Here is an 18,385-nt window from a genome sequence, read left to right on the forward strand (position 1 = left end):
TTATTTTAGCTGTATCACCCTCCATGCGCTTCTGTCAAGCTGACGGCCTAAAAACTCTGTCCTGAGACTTAAAAATAGCATATTTGTGTTTTGTAAATCTTTCTTTGGCAAAACTATCTTCATATAATTTTTGTTTCTTTGGAATTTTGAATTGTCTAAAGAAAAGTGAGGAGTTGTCATAGTTTTTACACTCTTCATTTTACTTCCTGAAATTTGTATATACATCCTTCCAAGATATTTTTGGTCTTTGAATGCACGAATGTGAAGGTAATAGTTAATAAGTCTTTTTGCAGACCCAACCATTCTGATACCAATATATATATTTTCGCTATCATGTGCAGCATAGATACTATCTATGTCTGCACCTTTTTCAAAAATAAGCGACCATATATCATGCGTTGGTTCTTCCATTACCAGATATTTAGGCGAAAACAGGTTGTCACCCTCATACCTTTTGGCAACGCTATTGCCAAGCTTTGCAAAAAGTTCGTTTTGTCTTATAAAAGCCTCTAAAAACCCTCGCATAACCTTTATCTGAGAATGATAATCTGAAATAGAGTTTGCTTTTTTCTCTATCATAAAACCATCAAGTGGCACCTGATACCACTTAGTGTCTGTAAACGCAAGTTTAAATGGTGGTACTAAAAACATGTCCGGGTGCTTGCCAAACGGAGTTGGCCAGTCACCTCTGTGGACAAGATATTGCCATTCTTCACCTTTATATCCCAGCTGTAGAAGTGAAAACTTTACAAATGCAGATGTGGCCCAATGGTCAGGATGCTGGTCACGTGAGTATGGGTATATTATCAAATCTGGCTCAAATGACTTTATTATACTCTCTATGTTTTTCACCACGTTTACGCCTTTGTATTGGACATTTTTCTCATAGGAATTTGAATATGGACTATGAAAAGTTCGGGTAAGGGGATTAAAATAGCTCACTTTTGAGTCAAAGTACTTTTCCCAAAGATACCTCAAACCCCTATCAGGGTATCCCAAGAAAATGATATTCTTCCTGTCAACCCCTAAATCCTCAAGCGCATGAATGGTCTCTTTTTGACGAAGGTATCCAAATTTAATATAGTCTTCGGCTTTTAATCTAATCTTGCCAAAGTTTTGACCAGCCGCTCTTGTAAAACCGTCACCGTTTGTCATCACAACAACCTTAACTTTGCTACCTGCTGCAAGTGCTTTTTGAATAACACCTGCAGATGAGAGTGTTTCATCGTCACAGTGTGGTGCAAATATGAGTATTTTTTTGTAATTTTCCGGGGAAAGTTCGGGTAGCTGGGTTGAAAAATAGTAGTTTGAAAGATACTCTTTTACCAAAAATAAAAGTACATTTGCCAAAATCCATGCAGCAAAGATGTAAAGTATATATTTTCTTTTAAACCTTCTTTTCTTCTCTTTTTGAGTTTTCCTAAAAACTACTCCTCTTTTTTCTTGACCCAATCTGTACTTTGCCATGTTGTTTTTAAAATTCCCCTTTGACAAAAAAAAATATGCCTTATTCTATTTTACAATATTTTGTGAACTACCATCCACCTGAAGAGGTGGAGGCTTCCTGCTTCATCGACCAGACTTGCTACTGGGATTGTATTCCCAGCAGTAGAGGTCCAGGTCTTTGCAGGCGTAAATTCGGGTGGTCCCCACCCTACTGATTCCTTATATAAGCAATTCCATAGTTTTTCAGGTTTTTTGCAGCATTTTCATCTCTATCATGGACTGCTTTACATTTCGGACATATCCACACTCTATCTTTCAACTTTAGCTCTTTGTTGATGTATCCACATCTGCTACACATTTTCGAAGATGGAAATGACCTGTCTGCCTCTATGACTTTCCTGCCATACCAATCTGCCTTGTATTTAAGATATCTCAAAAACTTTGACCATGAACTATCAAGAATGTGCTTTGACAATCTTGTTCTTGATAATCCCTTTACGTTCAAACTTTCGACCACCACGACTTGGTTCTCGTCTATGATGGTCTTAGATATCTTGTGCAAAAAGTCTTCCCTTGAGTTCTTTACATATTCATATTCCTTTGCAAGTCTTTCTCTTGCTTTCTCCCAGTTTTTAGAACCCTCTTTCTTCCTTGATAACTGCCTCTGTAACCTTTTTAATCTCTTCTCAGCTTTAATCAGATACTTTGGGGATTCAATTTTCGAAATCCCTGTATCATTTGCAATCGTAACAAAACTTATAAGCCCTGTATCTATCCCACAGATGAAATTCTCTCGTTTAGTTATCTCATTCTCAAAAATTCGATTTACCTCCTTATTTCTTGGGTCCTGCACATCTACAAGTATGCTTACATAATACCTGGCTGCTTTTGTCTTAACAACTGTTGCCGATTTTATTTTTCCTTCAAACTCCCTGTGAAATACTGCTTTTATTCCACTTTTCACCTTCGGTAAATACAAAAGCCCTTTCTCAAAGTCTACCCTAATTGTTTCGTTTTCGCTCTTAGTTTGTTGGTTATTCGTTGTGTATGACTGCTTGTCTTTTTTCCTCTTAAACTTTGGCATTCTAAAATGTTTTGGATTTTTGAAAAAGTCTCTAAAAGCCTTTTCCTGCTTCATTTGAACATTTGCAAGTGCAAGACTATCCACTTCTCTCAAGAAAGGATATTCTTTTTTATACCTTGCTGGAGTTATTCTTGGAACTTTTTTACCTTGTTTCAAAGCTTCCAGTTTTTCCTCTAACATCTTGTTCCATACAAATCTACAGCAACCAAATGCCTTCTCAAAGAATTCTTCCTGTGCTTTAGTTGGATATATTCGATACCTATATGCTTTCAACACTTTCTTTTCTCACCTTGACTTTCAATGTATTTTCTAATCACTTCAACCGGTGCACCACCACTTGTCAGCAAACAATAACTTCTTGATCAAAAATATTCCTTCCACAGTTTTTGCCTAATTTCAGGAAATTCCTTTTTATAAGCCTTGAAGAAGCACTTTTATAAGCATTTATAAACTTGGAAAGTGATGTTGTAGGAGTTGCCTTGAACAAAACATGCACATGGTCTTTATCATGATTCCACTCAACCAGGGTTATGTTGTAATTAGGTTGAATATACTCAAAAATTTCTTTTAGCCTTCTTGAAATTCTCTCATCTATCACATCTTTTCTGTATTTTGTTACCAAAATCAAATGATAGTACAGTAGAAATACTGAATGTTTATTAGTATCAAACTTCATTGTCATCACCAGTTTAATTGTATACCGAAACCAAATATTTATCAACTGCAATTCATCTCCATCTTACAGAAGATGGAGACTTCTTGCAGAATCTTTGTTAAAAAATTCCCCCTAAAATCGCAAGCGGGCAGAAGCTCCTTTGCTTGTAGAGCTCCTGCCCGCTTTCTATATAAAAGGAGGAAATGAATCGGGGGGATTCCACTGTATGTATTTTTTAAAAACTCAAGGGGGTTGTCCGCCGCATTTCTTTGTTGTCTGTCCCTTGCTCCGCTGTTTACAGTTTTAATTATATGTTTTTTGTATACACCAATCAATACCAAAAATAAATGAACTTTTTCAAAGTTTTTATTCTGTTTTTGTAGATGTGGTTATGTGAATAATTGACCGATTTTAATAAAATATTCTTTCCCTTTTATATATTTTAGACATATACGAGAATTTTCAAATACCATTCTTCAAAAAACACTTCAAAAATAGAATTTCTAATCGATGTACTTTTCCATAAAGTATTTAAAAGATGCATTTCGGTTCTTAGCCTTTTCTATTGAAAAATTTTTTGTAAGTTCTATCATGAAATCTGTCCTGTCAAAACTCCGAGGGATAAACTTATTAAAATCTTCTTTTGACAATTTTTCAGTATTACTAATTTGGGACTCTGAAATTCCAAATTTTGAGCAAAAATTATCTTCTGCACCTGCTAAGTACCAGCTTTCTATCTCTTTTTTAACTATAATTACATTTTCTTTGTTTATATTCTCTATCAACTTTGCAATTTGCTCTTTTTTATATGTAACACATGGTGAATCATCTATGTCTGTTACAAAAATGTAATCATTATTACTTTTCACAAAAGCCCTTATGAGATTAGAATACTTTTGCAAATTTTTAAGGCTCCTAAACTCATCACCACAGTATCTCATAATATGAACGAAAGAATATTTAGAAGAGAGTTCGGGTTCCAATATACGTCTAAAAAACCTCTCATCATCTACACCTTCCACCAAAATGTATATACCTTTGCCACAGTTCATTTACTTACGCTCCTACCTCCAGAAGGTTTTGAACAAAGAGTTCTTCGATTCCTAAATCATTTTCTAAAAATATTTTTATCTCTTCTTTCTCAAGTGGTCGGTATATCTTTGAAAAGCCATCTCTGCCGCGAGAAACAAGCAGAAGATTATCAACCCCCGCATATTTGACAACTTCAGGATTATGTGTAGTAACAATAATTTGCTTTCTTCGTGAAATTTCTTTCATCATTTCAATAACTTTTGAAATAAGAAAAGGATGAATATTCCTTTCTGGCTCTTCAAAGATAACAAACTTTTTTCTCTCAAAATATAACGCAATTATCATTGCTATTACATTAATAGTCCCATCAGAAAGCAATGATGCAGGAATATCCTTTTTTTCAAAGTATGACTCTTGGAGCTTGAAAAGCAAAGACTTATCAGGTAATTTTTCTACAGTCAGATTATTAACAAATGGCAAAACGTCACTTACTAAATTAAAAAGTTTTCGCCTTTTTTCTTCATTTTCTAAAATGTTTTTTAACACTATTGAAAGATTGCTGCCATTTTCTTCTAATTCAGCCTTACCTGTAATTGGAGCCGCCTCTTTGGACTTTTTTGGATCAAAATCGTAAATCGAAATATTTCGGAATATATTATCTATCGTCAATCGTCGCCAGATAAAAAACAAAGGCGTTTGAATTAGCAGAATGTTCTGGGGTAAAGAATCCATTTTTAAATATAAAAGCGGAATAAGACTTTCCACTTTCTCCTCAATACCTTTTGGAAAAATTCCGTACACTACTTTATCTTTTTTATGGGACAGTGTGATTTCACCCTCAATAATTTTTCCATCTTCATCTTTAAATTTAAACTTTTGAAGCAAACAATCATTAACAATTTTAAAACCTGGCGCTCCTTTTTTCTCTTTTAGAGAAAACCCATACCTCATTTCATGGAAAGTCATTTCAATGTTTTGCTTTGTATTTGCGATTTTTTCATTATCTTCTATTTCGCACACTATACTAATTGATAATTCTTCACCACGGCCAACTTTTAAATTAGTAAGATATTCAATATCTCCTTGGATGGACACAGCATTTTCTAAACCAAGATTCATTATATCGCGTAGAAATTTAAATACTTGTACAAAATTTGATTTTCCTGAAGCATTGGCACCAATAATTACATTAAAATCTTTTAGCTCTACATTAATTTCTTTGAAGCTTTTGAAGTTTTTAACGCTCAAACTTTTCAATTTCATTAAAAGACACCTCAATTTACTTTTTTAATCCTAATAAATCCACTATTATTTTATATTATCCCTCATACGCTCTCAATTTAAAATTCACACCAAGGTCTCTGGCAATTTCCTTGCACCTGTCTATCTCCTCTTCATCTATGACCGTATCTACACACGAAACCCATACTTCTCTTATGTATTTTTTGCTTTCTTTTATAAACTCAATCACATGGTCATATATGTCTTCATAAAATGGTCTACAAATCTCATTGTACTTTTGTTTGTTTGAAGCGTTAAGACTTATCGAAATTCTGTCAATAAGCCCATGAAGAAGCTGTGGAACATTTTTCTTGTGAATGTAAGAGGCATGTCCATTAGTGTTGACTCTAAGTGGCACAGATGTCTTTTCTTTTAGCCTTTTTGCAACCTCAATCACAGTATCAAGTCTTATAAGAGGTTCACCATAGCCGCAAAAGACAATCTCATCATACTTTTGTGGGTCCTTTATGCTGTTTAAAATCTCATCTGCTGTTGGATCATGGTCAAGCCACAGGTCATACTCGCTACCGAGCCCTTTTTCAGTGTTTCTTATACAGAATATGCATGAGTTTGTGCATTTGTTTGTAACATTGATATATAACTTGTTGTCAATTGTGTATGTTATCATTCCCATCTTTACTTTGATTCATCTCCCATCTTTTTTTGTTTTTTAGCTTTATTTAATACCAAACACATCCATGGCATTTTGGGTTGTTTTTTCAATTACCTCATCTTCAGATACTCCCTTTATCTCTGCAATTTTTGTTATCACATACTTTAAATATGTTGAATCATTGCGCTTACCTCTGTGCGGATGAGGAGTGAGATAAGGGCTGTCTGTTTCAAGCATCAAAAGTTCAAGCGGGCATTCTTTTACAACCTCTATGAGCTTTTTTGCATTCTGGAATGTCACAACCCCGCCAACAGAGATATATATCCCTTGTTTTCTTAAAATTCTGCTCATCTCAACACTTCCTGAATAGCAGTGAACCAAAATTGGTATTTTGCCAATTGCATGTTCTTGTAAAATATCAAGTGTGTCTTTATGCGCTTCTCTTGAGTGAACAACAATGGGAAGATTTAATTTCTTTGCAACCTCAATCTGGCGAATAAAAACCTCTTTTTGCACATCTCTTGGCGAAAAATCGTAATGGTAATCAAGGCCTATCTCACCGATCGCAACATTTTTTTCAAACTTGGCAAGCTCAAAAAGACCATCTTCAAAATCTTTTGGTGCATCCTTTGCCTCGTGAGGATGAATTCCAACAGTTATATAAATGTTATCATATTTTTTTGCAATCTCAATGTTTTCTTTTGAAGACTCAATAGAAGAAGAGGATGAGATGGCAATTATATTCTCTTCTTTCAGCCTTGCCATCACATCCTCTAAATCGTTCAAAAACGCTTCATCATCATAGTGAGCATGAACATCTATTATCATTTTACTCTTGCTCCCTCTTTGATGTCTTTTTCAGGAGTAATTAGGCAAAGCTCATCATCGATTGATGCTGCCAAAAGCATGCCCTGCGACTCAACACCACGCAGTTTTGCAGGCTTTAAGTTTGCAACAACTACAATTTTCTTGCCAATAAGTTCTTCTGGCTTGTAGTGTTTTGCAATGCCTGCAACTATCTGGCGTCTCTCGTCACCTAAGTCAACAATGAGCTTGAGCAGCTTGTCAGCACCTTCAATCTTTTCTGCTTCTAAAATTTTGGCAACTTTGAGTTCAATCTTTGCAAAATCCTCTATTGAGATATACTCTTTCTTTTCCTCTTCTTTTTTGTCATCTGCAGGAACAGCACCTTCTATTTTGGTAACATCAGTTTTATTTTGCTCTTGCACTTCCTTCTCCTCCTTTTCATCAACTATCCTCGGGAAAAGCGGCTGGTCTCTTTTCACTTTTGTGCCATCTCTAATTAGCCCAAAAGTTGCCGCTGACTCCCAAGATGTTATATCAGGATTTTCATCTTTTGAAATTCCAAGCTGGGCAAGCATCTTTGGTGTTGTCTGTGGCATAAATGGTTCTATCAATATTGCAACAATCCTCAAAACCTCTGCTAAGTTGTACAAAACTGTTTTCAAGCGCGGATGCTTAGATTTATCCCTGCCAAGTACCCACGGCATTGTCTCATCTATATACTTGTTCGCCCTTGCAATCAGCTTCCAGATTTCTATCAAGGCATTTGAAAATTGAAGCTCATCAAGGCATTTGCACACTTTTTCGTATACTTCCTTTGCCAAGGTTATTAGTTCATTGTCAAGATCTTCTTTTACTTCAGGAAGATGGATAATTCCATCAAAAAACTTTTCAATCATTGCAACTGTTCTTGACAATAAATTTCCAAGGTCGTTTGCAAGGTCGCTGTTGTGCCTTGTCTTTAATGCATCCTCTGAAAAGTACCCATCTGCACCAAACGGAATCTCACGCAAAAGGAAATATCTTAAGCTATCAACCCCATACTTTTGCGCAAGCACTACTGGGTCCACTACATTTCCCTTTGACTTTGACATCTTTCCGCCCTCTAAAAGCAGCCAGCCATGACCAAACACCATCTTAGGAAGAGGAAGACCCAGTGCCATCAGCATTGCTGGCCAAATTATTGTGTGGAATCTCACAATTTCTTTTCCAACAAGGTGAACATCTGCCGGCCAGTATTTTTTGAACTTGCTGTCATCCTCGCTCATATACCCCAGTGCTGTTATATAGTTTGAAAGTGCGTCTATCCAAACATAGATTACATGTTTTGGGTCAAATGGCACAGGAATTCCCCATTTTAAAGTTGTTCTTGAAACGCATACATCTTCAAGTCCTGGTTTTATAAAGTTGTTTATCATCTCATTTGCGCGCGACTGTGGAACAATAAAATCCGGATGCTCTTCAATATACTTTACAAGTGCATCTTGGTATTTTGAGAGTCTAAAAAAGTAGCTCTCTTCTCTTGCCCTTTCAACAGGTCTGCCACAGTCAGGGCACTTGCCATCAACAAGTTGCCTGTCAAGCCAGAATGACTCACACGGTGTACAGTACCAACCCTCATATTCGCTTTTGTAGATATCGCCCTGCTCATAAAGCTTTGTAAATATCTTCTGGACAACTTTTTTGTGGCGATCTTCTGTTGTTCTTATAAAATCATCGTACGAGATGTTCATAAGCTTCCAAAGGTCTTTTATTGACGCAACTATTTCATCAACATATTCTTGAGGTGTCTTGCCAACCTCCTGAGCTTTTCTTTCTATCTTTTGTCCATGCTCATCTGTTCCTGTTAAGAAAAACACATCATACCCTTGCAGCCTTTTGTATCGTGCTAAAGTGTCGGCTGCAACTGTGCAGTATGTGTGACCAATATGAAGTTTGTCCGATGGATAGTATATAGGCGTTGTTATATAAAATTTTGGCTTTTCCATGAACAATTTTCCTCCCTTTTTGGAATTCTTTCAAGATTTAGAATATATTTTTTACACCTACATTCCATAACGCTTGTGAGCAAAATCATAAAAAAGTTCTGGAATTTTGGGTGGAAAGTATGTAAATAATGGAAATAAAACCAGCATTATAATTAAAAGTAGTACAAACGGCCCTTTTTTTATCTTTCTATTTGACAGTGTTATTCCAAGTGAAACAAACTGGGCAATTATTACTGCTAAGACAAAAGTGAGTATATCAAGAATTAGGTTGTTTTCTAAAAATGCTGTATAGGTGTAGAAAAACACCGCTGTTAAAAATGGTATTAAAAATAGCGCAACTGATTTTCCTACAATAAAATTGTCAAACTTCTTTCCATAAATAATAAATTCAATTATGTAAAAAATCAACCCTCCGAAAAATCCAATCTTAAGATGCTCCCATACACTATCGTTGACTGCAAAAATCACAGCAGATGCCTTTATTCTGCCGAAAAAGTCAAACCCAAAGTGAAGTAAGCTTGAAATTGCAATGATTACAAATATGCCTACAATAGATGTTATTTTGGCTCTTTTTTTATAAATTCTTTTTGAGTATGAAGAAAGATAGATTTCAAACATTTTTACACCTTCTCTACTACCAAGTTTCTGAACTCACATACACAATCCACAAAGTCTTTTCTGAGACAAAATTCAAGGTCAGCTTCAAAGCCAATCCTCTTTAAATGATTATAGTGATATGAATATTTTAATATTTCATGAGGGTCATTTTCAAATTTTTTATAAAGCACATGTGATGCAAGAGAAAGATCATCTAAAAACACATCTGGAAGATTCTTTTTAAATAAATCTACAAAATAGCCAGCGCAAATGATGTCTTCAAGTGTGAACTTCTCTTCTGTTCCGGCACACACAATTGAGATTGTGTCAATGTTATAGTGTAGAGTTTCTTTCATAATATACTCTGCAGTTTTTTTAGCATTTATAAATGAACCAAGAAAGATTCTCTTTGCAAAGGATGCCTTCTTGAGCGCTCTTGTACCGTTTGTTGTTGTCATAACCACAGTTTTGCCAAAAATGGCTTCCTTTTTGTACGAAAGAGGTGAGTTGTCAAGGTCAAAACCTTCAATTTTTAAGCCGCCTCTCTCTCCTCCAAGAAGAACGCTTTCATCTAACCTCTTTAAAAGCCTCGCTTCAGAAATATCCTCAACAGGAATTATTCCTTTTGCACCATTTGAAATAGCCCAAATCATGGTGGATGTTGCCCTGAGAAGATCAATAACAATGGCGTATGAATCTTTTAAAACCTCATCAGTTACCTCTTTGTAGTGCGAAAATGTAATTATCTTCAAGATTCTGCACCTTCTTCCGTAAATTTTTACGTTACTTAAAATGGAAATAACCCTTCCATCTTTTTGAAAACCTCAAAACACCTCATTTCATCCTCTTTCAAATTGAAATATAGTTGCCAAAATCTTGCCGGTTTTTTCAAAAGACTTCTGCTATTTTTTACCACATCTTTAATCTCTTCTTTTGAATATGTGCTAAATAGCCACTTTATTGAGTCTTGATCTCCAAAGTTAAGAAGGCGTGTGATGATAAATGCTTTATGCCTCTGAATGTCTAAATCTTCAAATTCAATATCCCAAAAGAATTTTTTAAACTTTTCGGGTATTTGAGTTTTGCTGTCCATCTTAAAATCATAAGCCCCCAAAAAGAGTTTGCTTTAACTTTATATATACCATACTTGAACAAAAAGATACACATTTTTTTTAAACTTTTGAGTAAGAATTGTGGTATAATAAAGATGTGAGGGGATATCCAAAAAAGTATAAAAAGAGTTGAGGTAAAATGGTAGGGGTATCATATATTAGCTCAGAGTCATTCATAAATACTTTTTCGCAGAGCTTGCAAAGTTCAATTGACTATACAATAATTTCCCAAGGAAACGTTTTGAACAATTTAAAAAACAACATAACACCTGATAAAGTAGCAATCTTTGAAAAGCAAACACAGTTCCCAAGTTTTGATAGCTACCCGAAAATGTATAGTCCAGAAACACTAAGCTTCAAATCAGGTTTAGAGGTAGTACAAAATAGTTTTGAGCAAATGCCGGATTTGTCCTCACCAAGTATCTTAGTTGAAATAGCAAACCAGCTAAACCTTTTAAATAAAGGAATTTTGACATCTTACCAAACTTTTCAAGAACAAGACGTTACTATGCTCTCAAGTAGTTATTTATTTTTGACCAAAGTACTGTCAGCTGATGAACTAAAGAATCTTATGAGCAATAACATTCCTATTTTGCAAGACATTATGATGTATTCTTATAGTCCTCAAAATGGAGTTGTACCTTATTTACAGAGTAATTTCTCAACTTCTGTTTTGGATGTAAAGGTATAGAGGTTGTTGCGCTTGGAACAAACAAAGTAGCGATGCAGAACATGACCAAAAATGGCGCAGATGTAGAATGTTGTGATGAAGATGAAATTGTTCATTTTTTAATAAACTTTGTGCCAAACGCAATCTTTAGTCCTATTGGAATTCTGACCTGTAGTGGAACAGGTGGAATAAATGGAAAAATTGCTATAAAACCGGCACATTTGGTTTTCAGCCTGAATTGTAAAAAGTGTGTAATCTCTTTGAATTTTCATTTGAGTATTTATCTTAGGGAGTGTGAATAGAATTGACGTCTCTTTTTATCTCAAAGAGATATATTAAATTTATTATTTTAGGTTTACACCTCATTTAAAAGCCTTATAATCTCATCTGTACTTAGTACTGCTTCAGCCGCTCCTTTTTCTATAGCAACTCTTGGCATGCCAAAAACTACGCATGATTCTTTGCTTTGCGCAATTGTCAAGGCACCCTGATTTTTCATTTCCAAAAGACCATTTGCTCCATCACAGCCCATTCCAGTCATGATTATGCCTGTTGCATTTTTCCCGTACCATTCAGCAACCGAACTGAATAAAATATCACAAGATGGTTTGTGGCTATTTACCTTTTCGACATTTTCAAGAAGTCTTAAGTAATACTTTCCTAAGATCTTTTCAACAGCAAGATGCACTCCACCTTTTGCTATATAAATTACACCATTTTCAATCTTTTCACCATCTTCGGCTTCTTTCACCTGTCTTTGAGAAAGTTTGCAAAGTCTTTCAGCCAAGGCTTTTGTAAATGCTGGTGGCATGTGCTGAACAACCAATATTGGAATTGAAAAATCTTTCTTAAGATTTGTAAAAATCTTTTCTAAAACAGGGGGACCTCCTGTTGAAATTCCAATTGCTATTACTTTACTTTCTCTTAGCTTATCCACTAAATAATTAGGAGTACCAGCTTTAAGACCCTCAAGATAACTTAAAACCTTAGACCTGTCTTTCTCTATCTTACTTTTTTTGCGGCTAAACTCTCTTCCTGTTAATATCCAGCGAACTTTTTCTAACAGTTCTTTTTTGAATCCTTCAAATTCTTCTTTATTTGAGGGTTTTAATATGTAATCAATTGCACCTCTTGCAAGTGCTTCAAGAGTAATCTGGGCACCAGGTTCAGTATAAGCAGAAACCATTACAATTTTTGTTAATGGATTTATCTCCTTTAAATAGCCGATAAGTAAAAGACCATTCATATAAGGCATTTCATAGTCAATTAATGCTAAATCAATGTTAAATAAACCAGCCTTTCTAATAGCTATAAGAGGATTTGTAGCTATAAAAACAACTATATCTTCTTCTAAACCCCTCAAAGCTCCTTTTATAACCTCACACATCAGTTCAGAGTCATCAACAATCAAGATCCTTTTCATAGTCTCCTTCACCATATAAAATTACTATTTGAGTATTTTGGAACTCCATCCATGAGAAATTATACACAAAATTGTTGCAAATATTCAATTAAATTTTTTGCGATTTTTTGAAGGCAAAATAATACAAAAGGTATATAACTGAAAAATCAATAAAGATGATAGATAATTTTTTTTGACAACTAAATTTAAAAGGTTTTATAATTAAAATTACTTAAAAAACACAATGTCAAAGGATTGAGATACACACATGGTCATTGCAGTTTTAGACGGACAGGGTGCTGGAATTGGAAGGGAATTTATAAAAAGACTAAAAAAAGAATTTGAAGATAAAATAAAAGTTGTTGCGCTTGGAACTAACAAAGTAGCTATGCAGAACATGATCAAAAATGGTGCAGATGTAGGATATTGCGGTGAAGATGAAATTGTTTATTTTTTGACAAACTTTGTACCAGATGCAATTGTGGGTCCAATCGGAATTCTGAGCTGTGGTGGAATAAACGGTGAAATTACTGCAAAGATAGCACATTTAGTTTTCAGCCTTGATTGTAAAAAGTACATAATCCCTTTAAATCTTCATGGAATATTTATCCCCGGCACTGTAAATCTATCTATGAAAGAGATATTTTCGCAGATAATTGATGATATAAAAGAAACTTTAAAAAAAAAGAATGAGGAAAATTCCTATCTTCCCCATCCTCTTGAGTAGTCTTCATAGCAGTCAAGACACAAAAATTTGCCATCCAAAATTCTTATTCTGTGCTCTGCTGCTCTCTCTCCACAGTTTTCACATTTTAAAGAACGGAAAATTCGTGCCATATTTGGAAGTTTGTCTTTTGGTTCTTTATACTCAAAAATCTCATCCAAAGGAGCATTAAGGATATACTGTAAGTTTTCTTCTCTTGACCTGTTTTTATCAAAACCTTTGAAAACAACTCTAATACCCTGATTTGTATCCCTTCTGAAAAACGTAAATGCCTGTTTTCCTCTGTCTTTGAAAATGAGATTGCCTTTGCCGGCAGTACAGCCCAAAATTGCCTTAATAGCATCAACACCGCATGCATCGTTTTCTGTAATGCAAACTACTTCTTCATCCGAAGAAAACTCAAGAGAAAGCTTTTTAGCTGCTACCTCACATGCTCTAAAACCTACTGCAAGACCTGGGCATATGTGCCCGTGAAACTCAACTGCCTTTTTCCAGAAAAGTTCTTTTTCCCATGTCATATTAACACCACCTTTCAAACATGTCATTTGCTTTGTTCTTCAAAAATTTTTTCTTGTAACCCTCTGGGAATGTCAATTCTTTCATAATAGGGTTTTATATCTATTACAGGTGAGCCATCTATTGCATCAAGTCCTTTTACAACAAGAACGTTGCTTTTGCGATCTATTAGCTCCGCAACGTCAAATAGTATTGGGTTTGGTCTGTTGGGAGACCTGCATGCAAAAACACCTTTTGGAACATCTGAAAATGGTGTCTTTGTAATTAAACTCTCCCTGTTTGATTGATGGCCCCAGTACAAAACTATTAAGTACTTTGCCTCTTCGATATCCTTTAAACCATCAATATAATTTTCAAATATCTCTATATAGCAAACTTCTTCTGAATCCGCACCTTGCCGCGGTGCCTCTTCTTTTGTTTTATACGGGCTGTGAATTACTCCTATTTTTACAAGTTCCATCAGTCCAAAATCTCCCCTTTTAAAACTAGCTTATGTTTAAATAGCAGCTACTATTGGAACAACAAAAATCTCATCACCATGTTTTTCTACTTTTACATCTACGCCATATACTTTTGAAATCATATCAGCTGTTATTATTTCTTTTCCACCTGATGCAAATATCTTTCTGTCTTTGATGAAGATAAACCAATCAGAAAACCTGATGGCCAGATTCAAGTCATGTAAGATTACAATTACTAAAATCTCTTCCTGCCTTGAAAGCTTTTTTAAAATCTTCAAAACCTCTATTTGATTTTTCAAGTCAAGGTTGTTTATTGGCTCATCCAAAAGCAGCACTTTGGGCTCCTGAACAAACGCTCTTGCAATCACTACTTTTTGAAGCTCTCCGCCGCTTATCTCATCTAAGTATCTGAAAGCAAGGTGTTTCAAGCCAAAAATATCAAGTGCCATCTCAACCTTCTCCAAATCTTCTGAAGAAGGGATAAGTCCAGTAAAATGCGGTTTTCTCCCAAGAAGTATTGCCTCATACACTGTTATTCTGTTTGTAGTGTATCTTTGCGGAACATATGCAACATTTTTAGAAAGCTGGTGTAGTGAAAAACTATTTACGTCCTTGCCGTCTATTAGCACAACTCCACTTTTGGGCTTTAAAAGCCTTGCTATGCACTTTAAAAGTGTAGATTTTCCTGCACCGTTGTTCCCTAAAATTGACACAAACTCTCCTCTTCTTGCTTCAAAACAAATCCCACTTAAGACCTGAAAGTCTTTGAAGCTAAATTCAAGGTTATCTACTTTCAGCATTTTTCATACCTTCTTTCCGCGGATTAAAAGATACATAAAAAGCGGTGCACCCAGAAAAGATGTTACAGCGCCAACTGGCAAAACAACTGGCTGTATTATAAGTCTTGCTACTGTGTCTGACAAAAGAAGCAAAAATGCTCCTACAAGACCAGATGCCATAGTCAAAAACCTCTGGTCATTCCCTATAAACCTTCGTGCTATGTGAGGTGCTATCAAGCATATAAAACCTATAATTCCTAAGAAAGAGACAATCACAGATGTTATAAAGCTGCTTACTAAAATACCCAAAAACCTTGTTTTCTCAACATTCACACCAAGGCTTTTTGCAACATCCTCACCGCTTGCAATTGCATTGTAGTTCCATGAATTTGCCAAAAAATACAGCCATGCTAAAATTACAAAAACCGCCATAATCTTTACATCATCCCATGTTGCCCTTCCAATATCGCCAAATGTCCAGAACACAAGCGCAGCAATTTTGACATCAGATGCAAAATACTGAACTGTTGTTGTTGCTGCAGAAAAAAGAGAGCTCAAGGCAACTCCAGAAAGCACAACTGCCTCTGGTGAAAACCTCTTTATTTGTGCCAAAGCAAGCACTACTACAGTTGATAGCATTGACCCCAAAAAAGCACACACAACGACCACTGATGGATGCAAAATGGTAACAGAGTCAGAGGCGGCAGAACTTGTCGCCCCGCCGCCCAGCACAATTATTCCAATTGCCGCACCAAACGCAGCACCCTGCGAAATTCCAAGAGTAAAAGGAGATGCTAAGGGATTGTGAAAAAGGCTTTGAATTGCAGCTCCTCCAATTGCAAGACCAATCCCTGCCAAAATTGCCGCAACAACTCTTACAAGTCTTATGTCAAAGACTATAAGAACTGTTCTTTCATCACTTTTTCCCAAAAAAGCCTTTAAAACATCAGAAAAACTCAAATCTGATGAACCCGACGATATTGCATATACCGAAAGAAGCACTGTCAAGATAGCAATAGTAATTAAAAACAGCACTTTCTCAGCAACAAGCTTTTTGTACTGGGATTTTAGTTTTTGGTGTTTCTCTACTTCTTGAGTCATCTTCAAAAAACCTCTTTGCTCTTAATTTTTAGTCAAGCTTTATTTTCACAAACCCACCAAATTTCTTTGCCATCTTGGTATAAAGCGGCTTCCCTAAGAAGAATTTGTAAATCTCATCTGCTCGCTTGATTGGATCAACATCTTTGAATCTGTCTGGATACACAACCTTTGCAATAAAGAATGTGTTTGCCAAAACAGTGTCAATGTTGGTCCAATAGAAGTTGTAAGGAAGCTGACCGTAAACTTTGCCATATTTGAAAGCTGAAAGTGATTTATAAAACTCAGGGTTTTTCTTGTAATCCTGTTTTACAAGATCCAAATTTGCCTGGTCAATAAATATAATATCAGGGTCCCACTCTAAAATCTTTTCTTTTTCAACCATGAACCAGCCTTCTTTATTGGCCTGGTCTGCAACATTTACTGCATTTATGGCCAAAAATGGAAAGTATTTGCCCATTGTGCTTTCAAATCCATGCCCGCCTTTGAAGCTGATAGCCCCAACATACACCCTTGGCTTTTTAGAAACCGGTATATTTCTGGTTCTTTCATTGAAAAATGCCTTGCACCTTTGCATATAATTTATGAGGTCTTCTGCACGCTGCTGCTTTCCTACAATCTTTCCAATGATTCTGAGTGATTTGTATACATTCTCATCAAAAAGGAGCTTTGTACCATAGTCAAGTACCACAACAGGAATCTTTGTTTTTGTCTGAAGAGCATCTGCCTTTGCCCTGTCTAAAAAACTTGCTGCAAAAATAACATCTGGTTTTACAGAAATAAGTTTTTCTGGGTCAGGGGATGAGTCTGCCCCACCTTGGCCAATTGTTGGAAGTCTTTTGAGCTCAGGATATGCCATTATATATGTTCTTGAACCTTCTTCCCATGCCTTTTCTGCATTTTCAACTCCCACTATATTTTTTGTTCCATTGACATACAAAACAAGCCTGAGTGCACCAGGTCCTATCGCAACAATTCTTTTGTTTTTCTTGTTTTCAATCTCTACTTTTCTGCCAAGAAGGTCAGTCACAATTAACTTTGATGAAGACCTTTCTTGTTTTGCTTGCCCAGAAAATGTGTTCAATACAATTAGTAAGAAAAGACTCAAAATTAGCAGAATACTTATTGCCTTTTTACTTGCTCTAAAGTAATCAGAACAAAAACTCTTGCTTCTCATCAACTTCTTACCTCCTCTTTGTATATTTGTAAACAAAATAAAAGCCCACAAAAGGTGAAAATCTCACCCTTCGTGGGCCTTGTTCTCAAAATCTTTGGTTATACCTTTGTCGAATTTATCTTACCCCCAACTCTAAATATTTATAGCACCTTCGTGGTGCTATTTAAGAGTAATTCCAACTATCTTGGTGCATTTAATTCTGCTTTTAATCTATATTTACTCTATCAGTTTGATTAAGCAATTCATCTAAATATTATAATACTAATCTCATTTACAATTTTCAACCTTGTGTCATTAGTTATAAATATTTCTGCCTTTTCAGCTATTTCTGTTGCAATAAATATTGCATCTGGAGTTTTTATTTTATATTTGGCACATAATTTTGCAGCAAGCGTTGCTATATCCTTATCCACTTCTTTAATTATTAAGTTTGGAAATGTAGCAAGCAGTACTTTATACTTATCCACAAGGATTATATTTTCTTCTTGAAAAGGCTTTGAAAGTAATTCAGTATATACAAGGCTCGAGGTTACCCCATATAGTTGTCCTTTTTGGATTTTTTCAAATAAGGACTTAACTAATGGAAAATAAGTTTTATTCTTCTCTATGAGATATATAAATAAATTAGTATCCAATGCAAGTTTTTGTCCCGCTTTTATTGGTCCCATTCTGTTCTCATCTCTTCAATAAATTCTTTACTCTCAAGCTTTTCCCACATCTCCTGCCCTAATCCAGCCAGAGCATCTACATAAGATTCAGGACGTTTCATAATAATCAATTCACCTGTTATATTGTCATAGTCCCATATTATGTCATTTCCAAGTCTTTCTATAATATATTTTATTGTGTCCACTGGAATTGATATTTTTTTTACATTATCTATGTCCTTAATTAATTCTGACACAGCTAACATCACCACTCAATTTATTTTTCTATTTACTGTATT

Annotated in this window: 21 protein-coding genes and 1 pseudogene; 3 read left to right on the forward strand and 19 right to left on the reverse strand. The window is 35.3% G+C overall.

Going from position 1 to position 18,385, the window contains the following annotated elements; all coding sequences use genetic code 11:
• From H964_RS10620 to H964_RS10675, 11 genes and pseudogenes are all read right to left on the reverse strand, one after another.
• Nucleotides 1-1,467 carry a PIG-L deacetylase family protein gene (locus tag H964_RS10620; protein ID WP_039767496.1) on the reverse strand — a complete coding sequence of 489 codons (1,467 nt, stop codon included), beginning with the start codon at nucleotides 1,465-1,467 and terminating at the stop codon, nucleotides 1-3.
• A 187-nt stretch (nucleotides 1,468-1,654) separates the two neighbouring features.
• Nucleotides 1,655-2,806, reverse strand: coding sequence for an RNA-guided endonuclease TnpB family protein (locus tag H964_RS10625; protein ID WP_039767499.1), 1,152 nt, complete (start codon nucleotides 2,804-2,806; stop codon nucleotides 1,655-1,657).
• A pseudogene (tnpA, locus tag H964_RS10630) lies at nucleotides 2,800-3,206 on the reverse strand (IS200/IS605 family transposase). The gene H964_RS10625 and the pseudogene tnpA overlap by 7 nt, the downstream one beginning before the upstream one ends.
• 482 nt (nucleotides 3,207-3,688) lie before the next feature.
• A complete protein-coding gene (locus H964_RS10640; protein WP_039767505.1) occupies nucleotides 3,689-4,237 on the reverse strand; it encodes a hypothetical protein in 549 nt (182 codons plus the stop codon).
• A gap of 4 nt (nucleotides 4,238-4,241) precedes the next feature.
• On the reverse strand, nucleotides 4,242-5,480 hold the full coding sequence (locus H964_RS10645; RefSeq protein ID WP_039767507.1) for an AAA family ATPase: 1,239 nt from the start codon (nucleotides 5,478-5,480) through the stop codon (nucleotides 4,242-4,244).
• Nucleotides 5,481-5,535: 55 nt separating this feature from the next.
• Nucleotides 5,536-6,132 carry a TatD family nuclease-associated radical SAM protein gene (locus tag H964_RS10650; protein WP_039767509.1) on the reverse strand — a complete coding sequence of 199 codons (597 nt, stop codon included), beginning with the start codon at nucleotides 6,130-6,132 and terminating at the stop codon, nucleotides 5,536-5,538.
• Between the two features lie 42 nt (nucleotides 6,133-6,174).
• Nucleotides 6,175-6,939, reverse strand: a complete 765-nt coding sequence (locus H964_RS10655; protein ID WP_039767513.1) for a TatD family hydrolase — start codon at nucleotides 6,937-6,939, stop codon at nucleotides 6,175-6,177.
• A complete protein-coding gene (gene metG, locus H964_RS10660; protein ID WP_039767516.1) occupies nucleotides 6,936-8,903 on the reverse strand; it encodes a methionine--tRNA ligase in 1,968 nt (655 codons plus the stop codon). Before metG ends, H964_RS10655 begins: the two co-directional genes overlap by 4 nt.
• A 57-nt stretch (nucleotides 8,904-8,960) precedes the next feature.
• A complete protein-coding gene (locus tag H964_RS10665) occupies nucleotides 8,961-9,521 on the reverse strand; it encodes a DUF6512 family protein (RefSeq protein WP_011915797.1) in 561 nt (186 codons plus the stop codon).
• A gap of 2 nt (nucleotides 9,522-9,523) precedes the next feature.
• The gene (locus tag H964_RS10670; protein ID WP_039767519.1) at nucleotides 9,524-10,252 is read right to left on the reverse strand and encodes a 2-phosphosulfolactate phosphatase family protein; all 729 of its coding nucleotides are present in this window, start codon (nucleotides 10,250-10,252) and stop codon (nucleotides 9,524-9,526) included.
• A gap of 35 nt (nucleotides 10,253-10,287) precedes the next feature.
• Complete coding sequence (locus tag H964_RS10675; protein WP_039767520.1) at nucleotides 10,288-10,593, reverse strand: DUF6922 domain-containing protein; 306 nt, start codon at nucleotides 10,591-10,593, stop codon at nucleotides 10,288-10,290.
• Nucleotides 10,594-10,751: 158 nt separating this feature from the next.
• Between H964_RS10675 and H964_RS10680 the strand changes: the two genes are divergently transcribed.
• Entirely contained in the window at nucleotides 10,752-11,303 is a 552-nt protein-coding gene (locus tag H964_RS10680; RefSeq protein WP_039767522.1) for a hypothetical protein, read from the forward strand.
• Nucleotides 11,304-11,344: 41 nt separating this feature from the next.
• Complete coding sequence (locus H964_RS10685; RefSeq protein ID WP_442855733.1) at nucleotides 11,345-11,584, forward strand: hypothetical protein; 240 nt, start codon at nucleotides 11,345-11,347, stop codon at nucleotides 11,582-11,584.
• Nucleotides 11,585-11,637: 53 nt separating this feature from the next.
• Here H964_RS10685 and cheB read toward each other — a convergent pair whose 3' ends face one another.
• On the reverse strand, nucleotides 11,638-12,705 hold the full coding sequence (gene cheB, locus H964_RS10690) for a chemotaxis-specific protein-glutamate methyltransferase CheB (protein WP_039767524.1): 1,068 nt from the start codon (nucleotides 12,703-12,705) through the stop codon (nucleotides 11,638-11,640).
• 247 nt (nucleotides 12,706-12,952) lie between these two features.
• Here cheB and H964_RS10695 point away from each other — a divergent pair, with 247 nt between their 5' ends.
• A complete protein-coding gene (locus H964_RS10695; RefSeq protein ID WP_039767527.1) occupies nucleotides 12,953-13,411 on the forward strand; it encodes a DUF3842 family protein in 459 nt (152 codons plus the stop codon).
• Here H964_RS10695 and H964_RS10700 read toward each other — a convergent pair.
• From H964_RS10700 to H964_RS10730, 7 genes are all read right to left on the reverse strand, one after another.
• Nucleotides 13,387-13,926, reverse strand: coding sequence for an FmdE family protein (locus tag H964_RS10700; protein ID WP_039767529.1), 540 nt, complete (start codon nucleotides 13,924-13,926; stop codon nucleotides 13,387-13,389). The two genes, H964_RS10695 and H964_RS10700, sit on opposite strands and share 25 nt — an antisense overlap.
• 23 nt (nucleotides 13,927-13,949) lie before the next feature.
• Entirely contained in the window at nucleotides 13,950-14,384 is a 435-nt protein-coding gene (gene tsaA, locus H964_RS10705; RefSeq protein WP_039767532.1) for a tRNA (N6-threonylcarbamoyladenosine(37)-N6)-methyltransferase TrmO, read from the reverse strand.
• Nucleotides 14,385-14,420: 36 nt separating this feature from the next.
• Nucleotides 14,421-15,185 carry an ABC transporter ATP-binding protein gene (locus H964_RS10710; protein ID WP_011915788.1) on the reverse strand — a complete coding sequence of 255 codons (765 nt, stop codon included), beginning with the start codon at nucleotides 15,183-15,185 and terminating at the stop codon, nucleotides 14,421-14,423.
• A gap of 3 nt (nucleotides 15,186-15,188) precedes the next feature.
• Nucleotides 15,189-16,265 (reverse strand): FecCD family ABC transporter permease, encoded by a 1,077-nt coding sequence (locus H964_RS10715; protein ID WP_039767534.1) that lies wholly within the window; start codon nucleotides 16,263-16,265, stop codon nucleotides 15,189-15,191.
• Between the two features lie 28 nt (nucleotides 16,266-16,293).
• A complete protein-coding gene (locus tag H964_RS10720; RefSeq protein ID WP_039767538.1) occupies nucleotides 16,294-17,439 on the reverse strand; it encodes an iron ABC transporter substrate-binding protein in 1,146 nt (381 codons plus the stop codon).
• Nucleotides 17,440-17,681: 242 nt separating this feature from the next.
• Entirely contained in the window at nucleotides 17,682-18,107 is a 426-nt protein-coding gene (locus H964_RS10725) for a type II toxin-antitoxin system VapC family toxin (RefSeq protein WP_039767540.1), read from the reverse strand.
• Entirely contained in the window at nucleotides 18,095-18,352 is a 258-nt protein-coding gene (locus H964_RS10730; RefSeq protein ID WP_039767580.1) for a hypothetical protein, read from the reverse strand. The genes H964_RS10725 and H964_RS10730 overlap by 13 nt, the downstream gene beginning before the upstream one ends.
• Between the last annotated feature and the right edge of the window lie 33 nt (nucleotides 18,353-18,385).

This window comes from Caldicellulosiruptor sp. F32 (assembly GCF_000404025.1).
GTDB lineage: Bacteria > Bacillota > Thermoanaerobacteria > Caldicellulosiruptorales > Caldicellulosiruptoraceae > Caldicellulosiruptor > Caldicellulosiruptor saccharolyticus.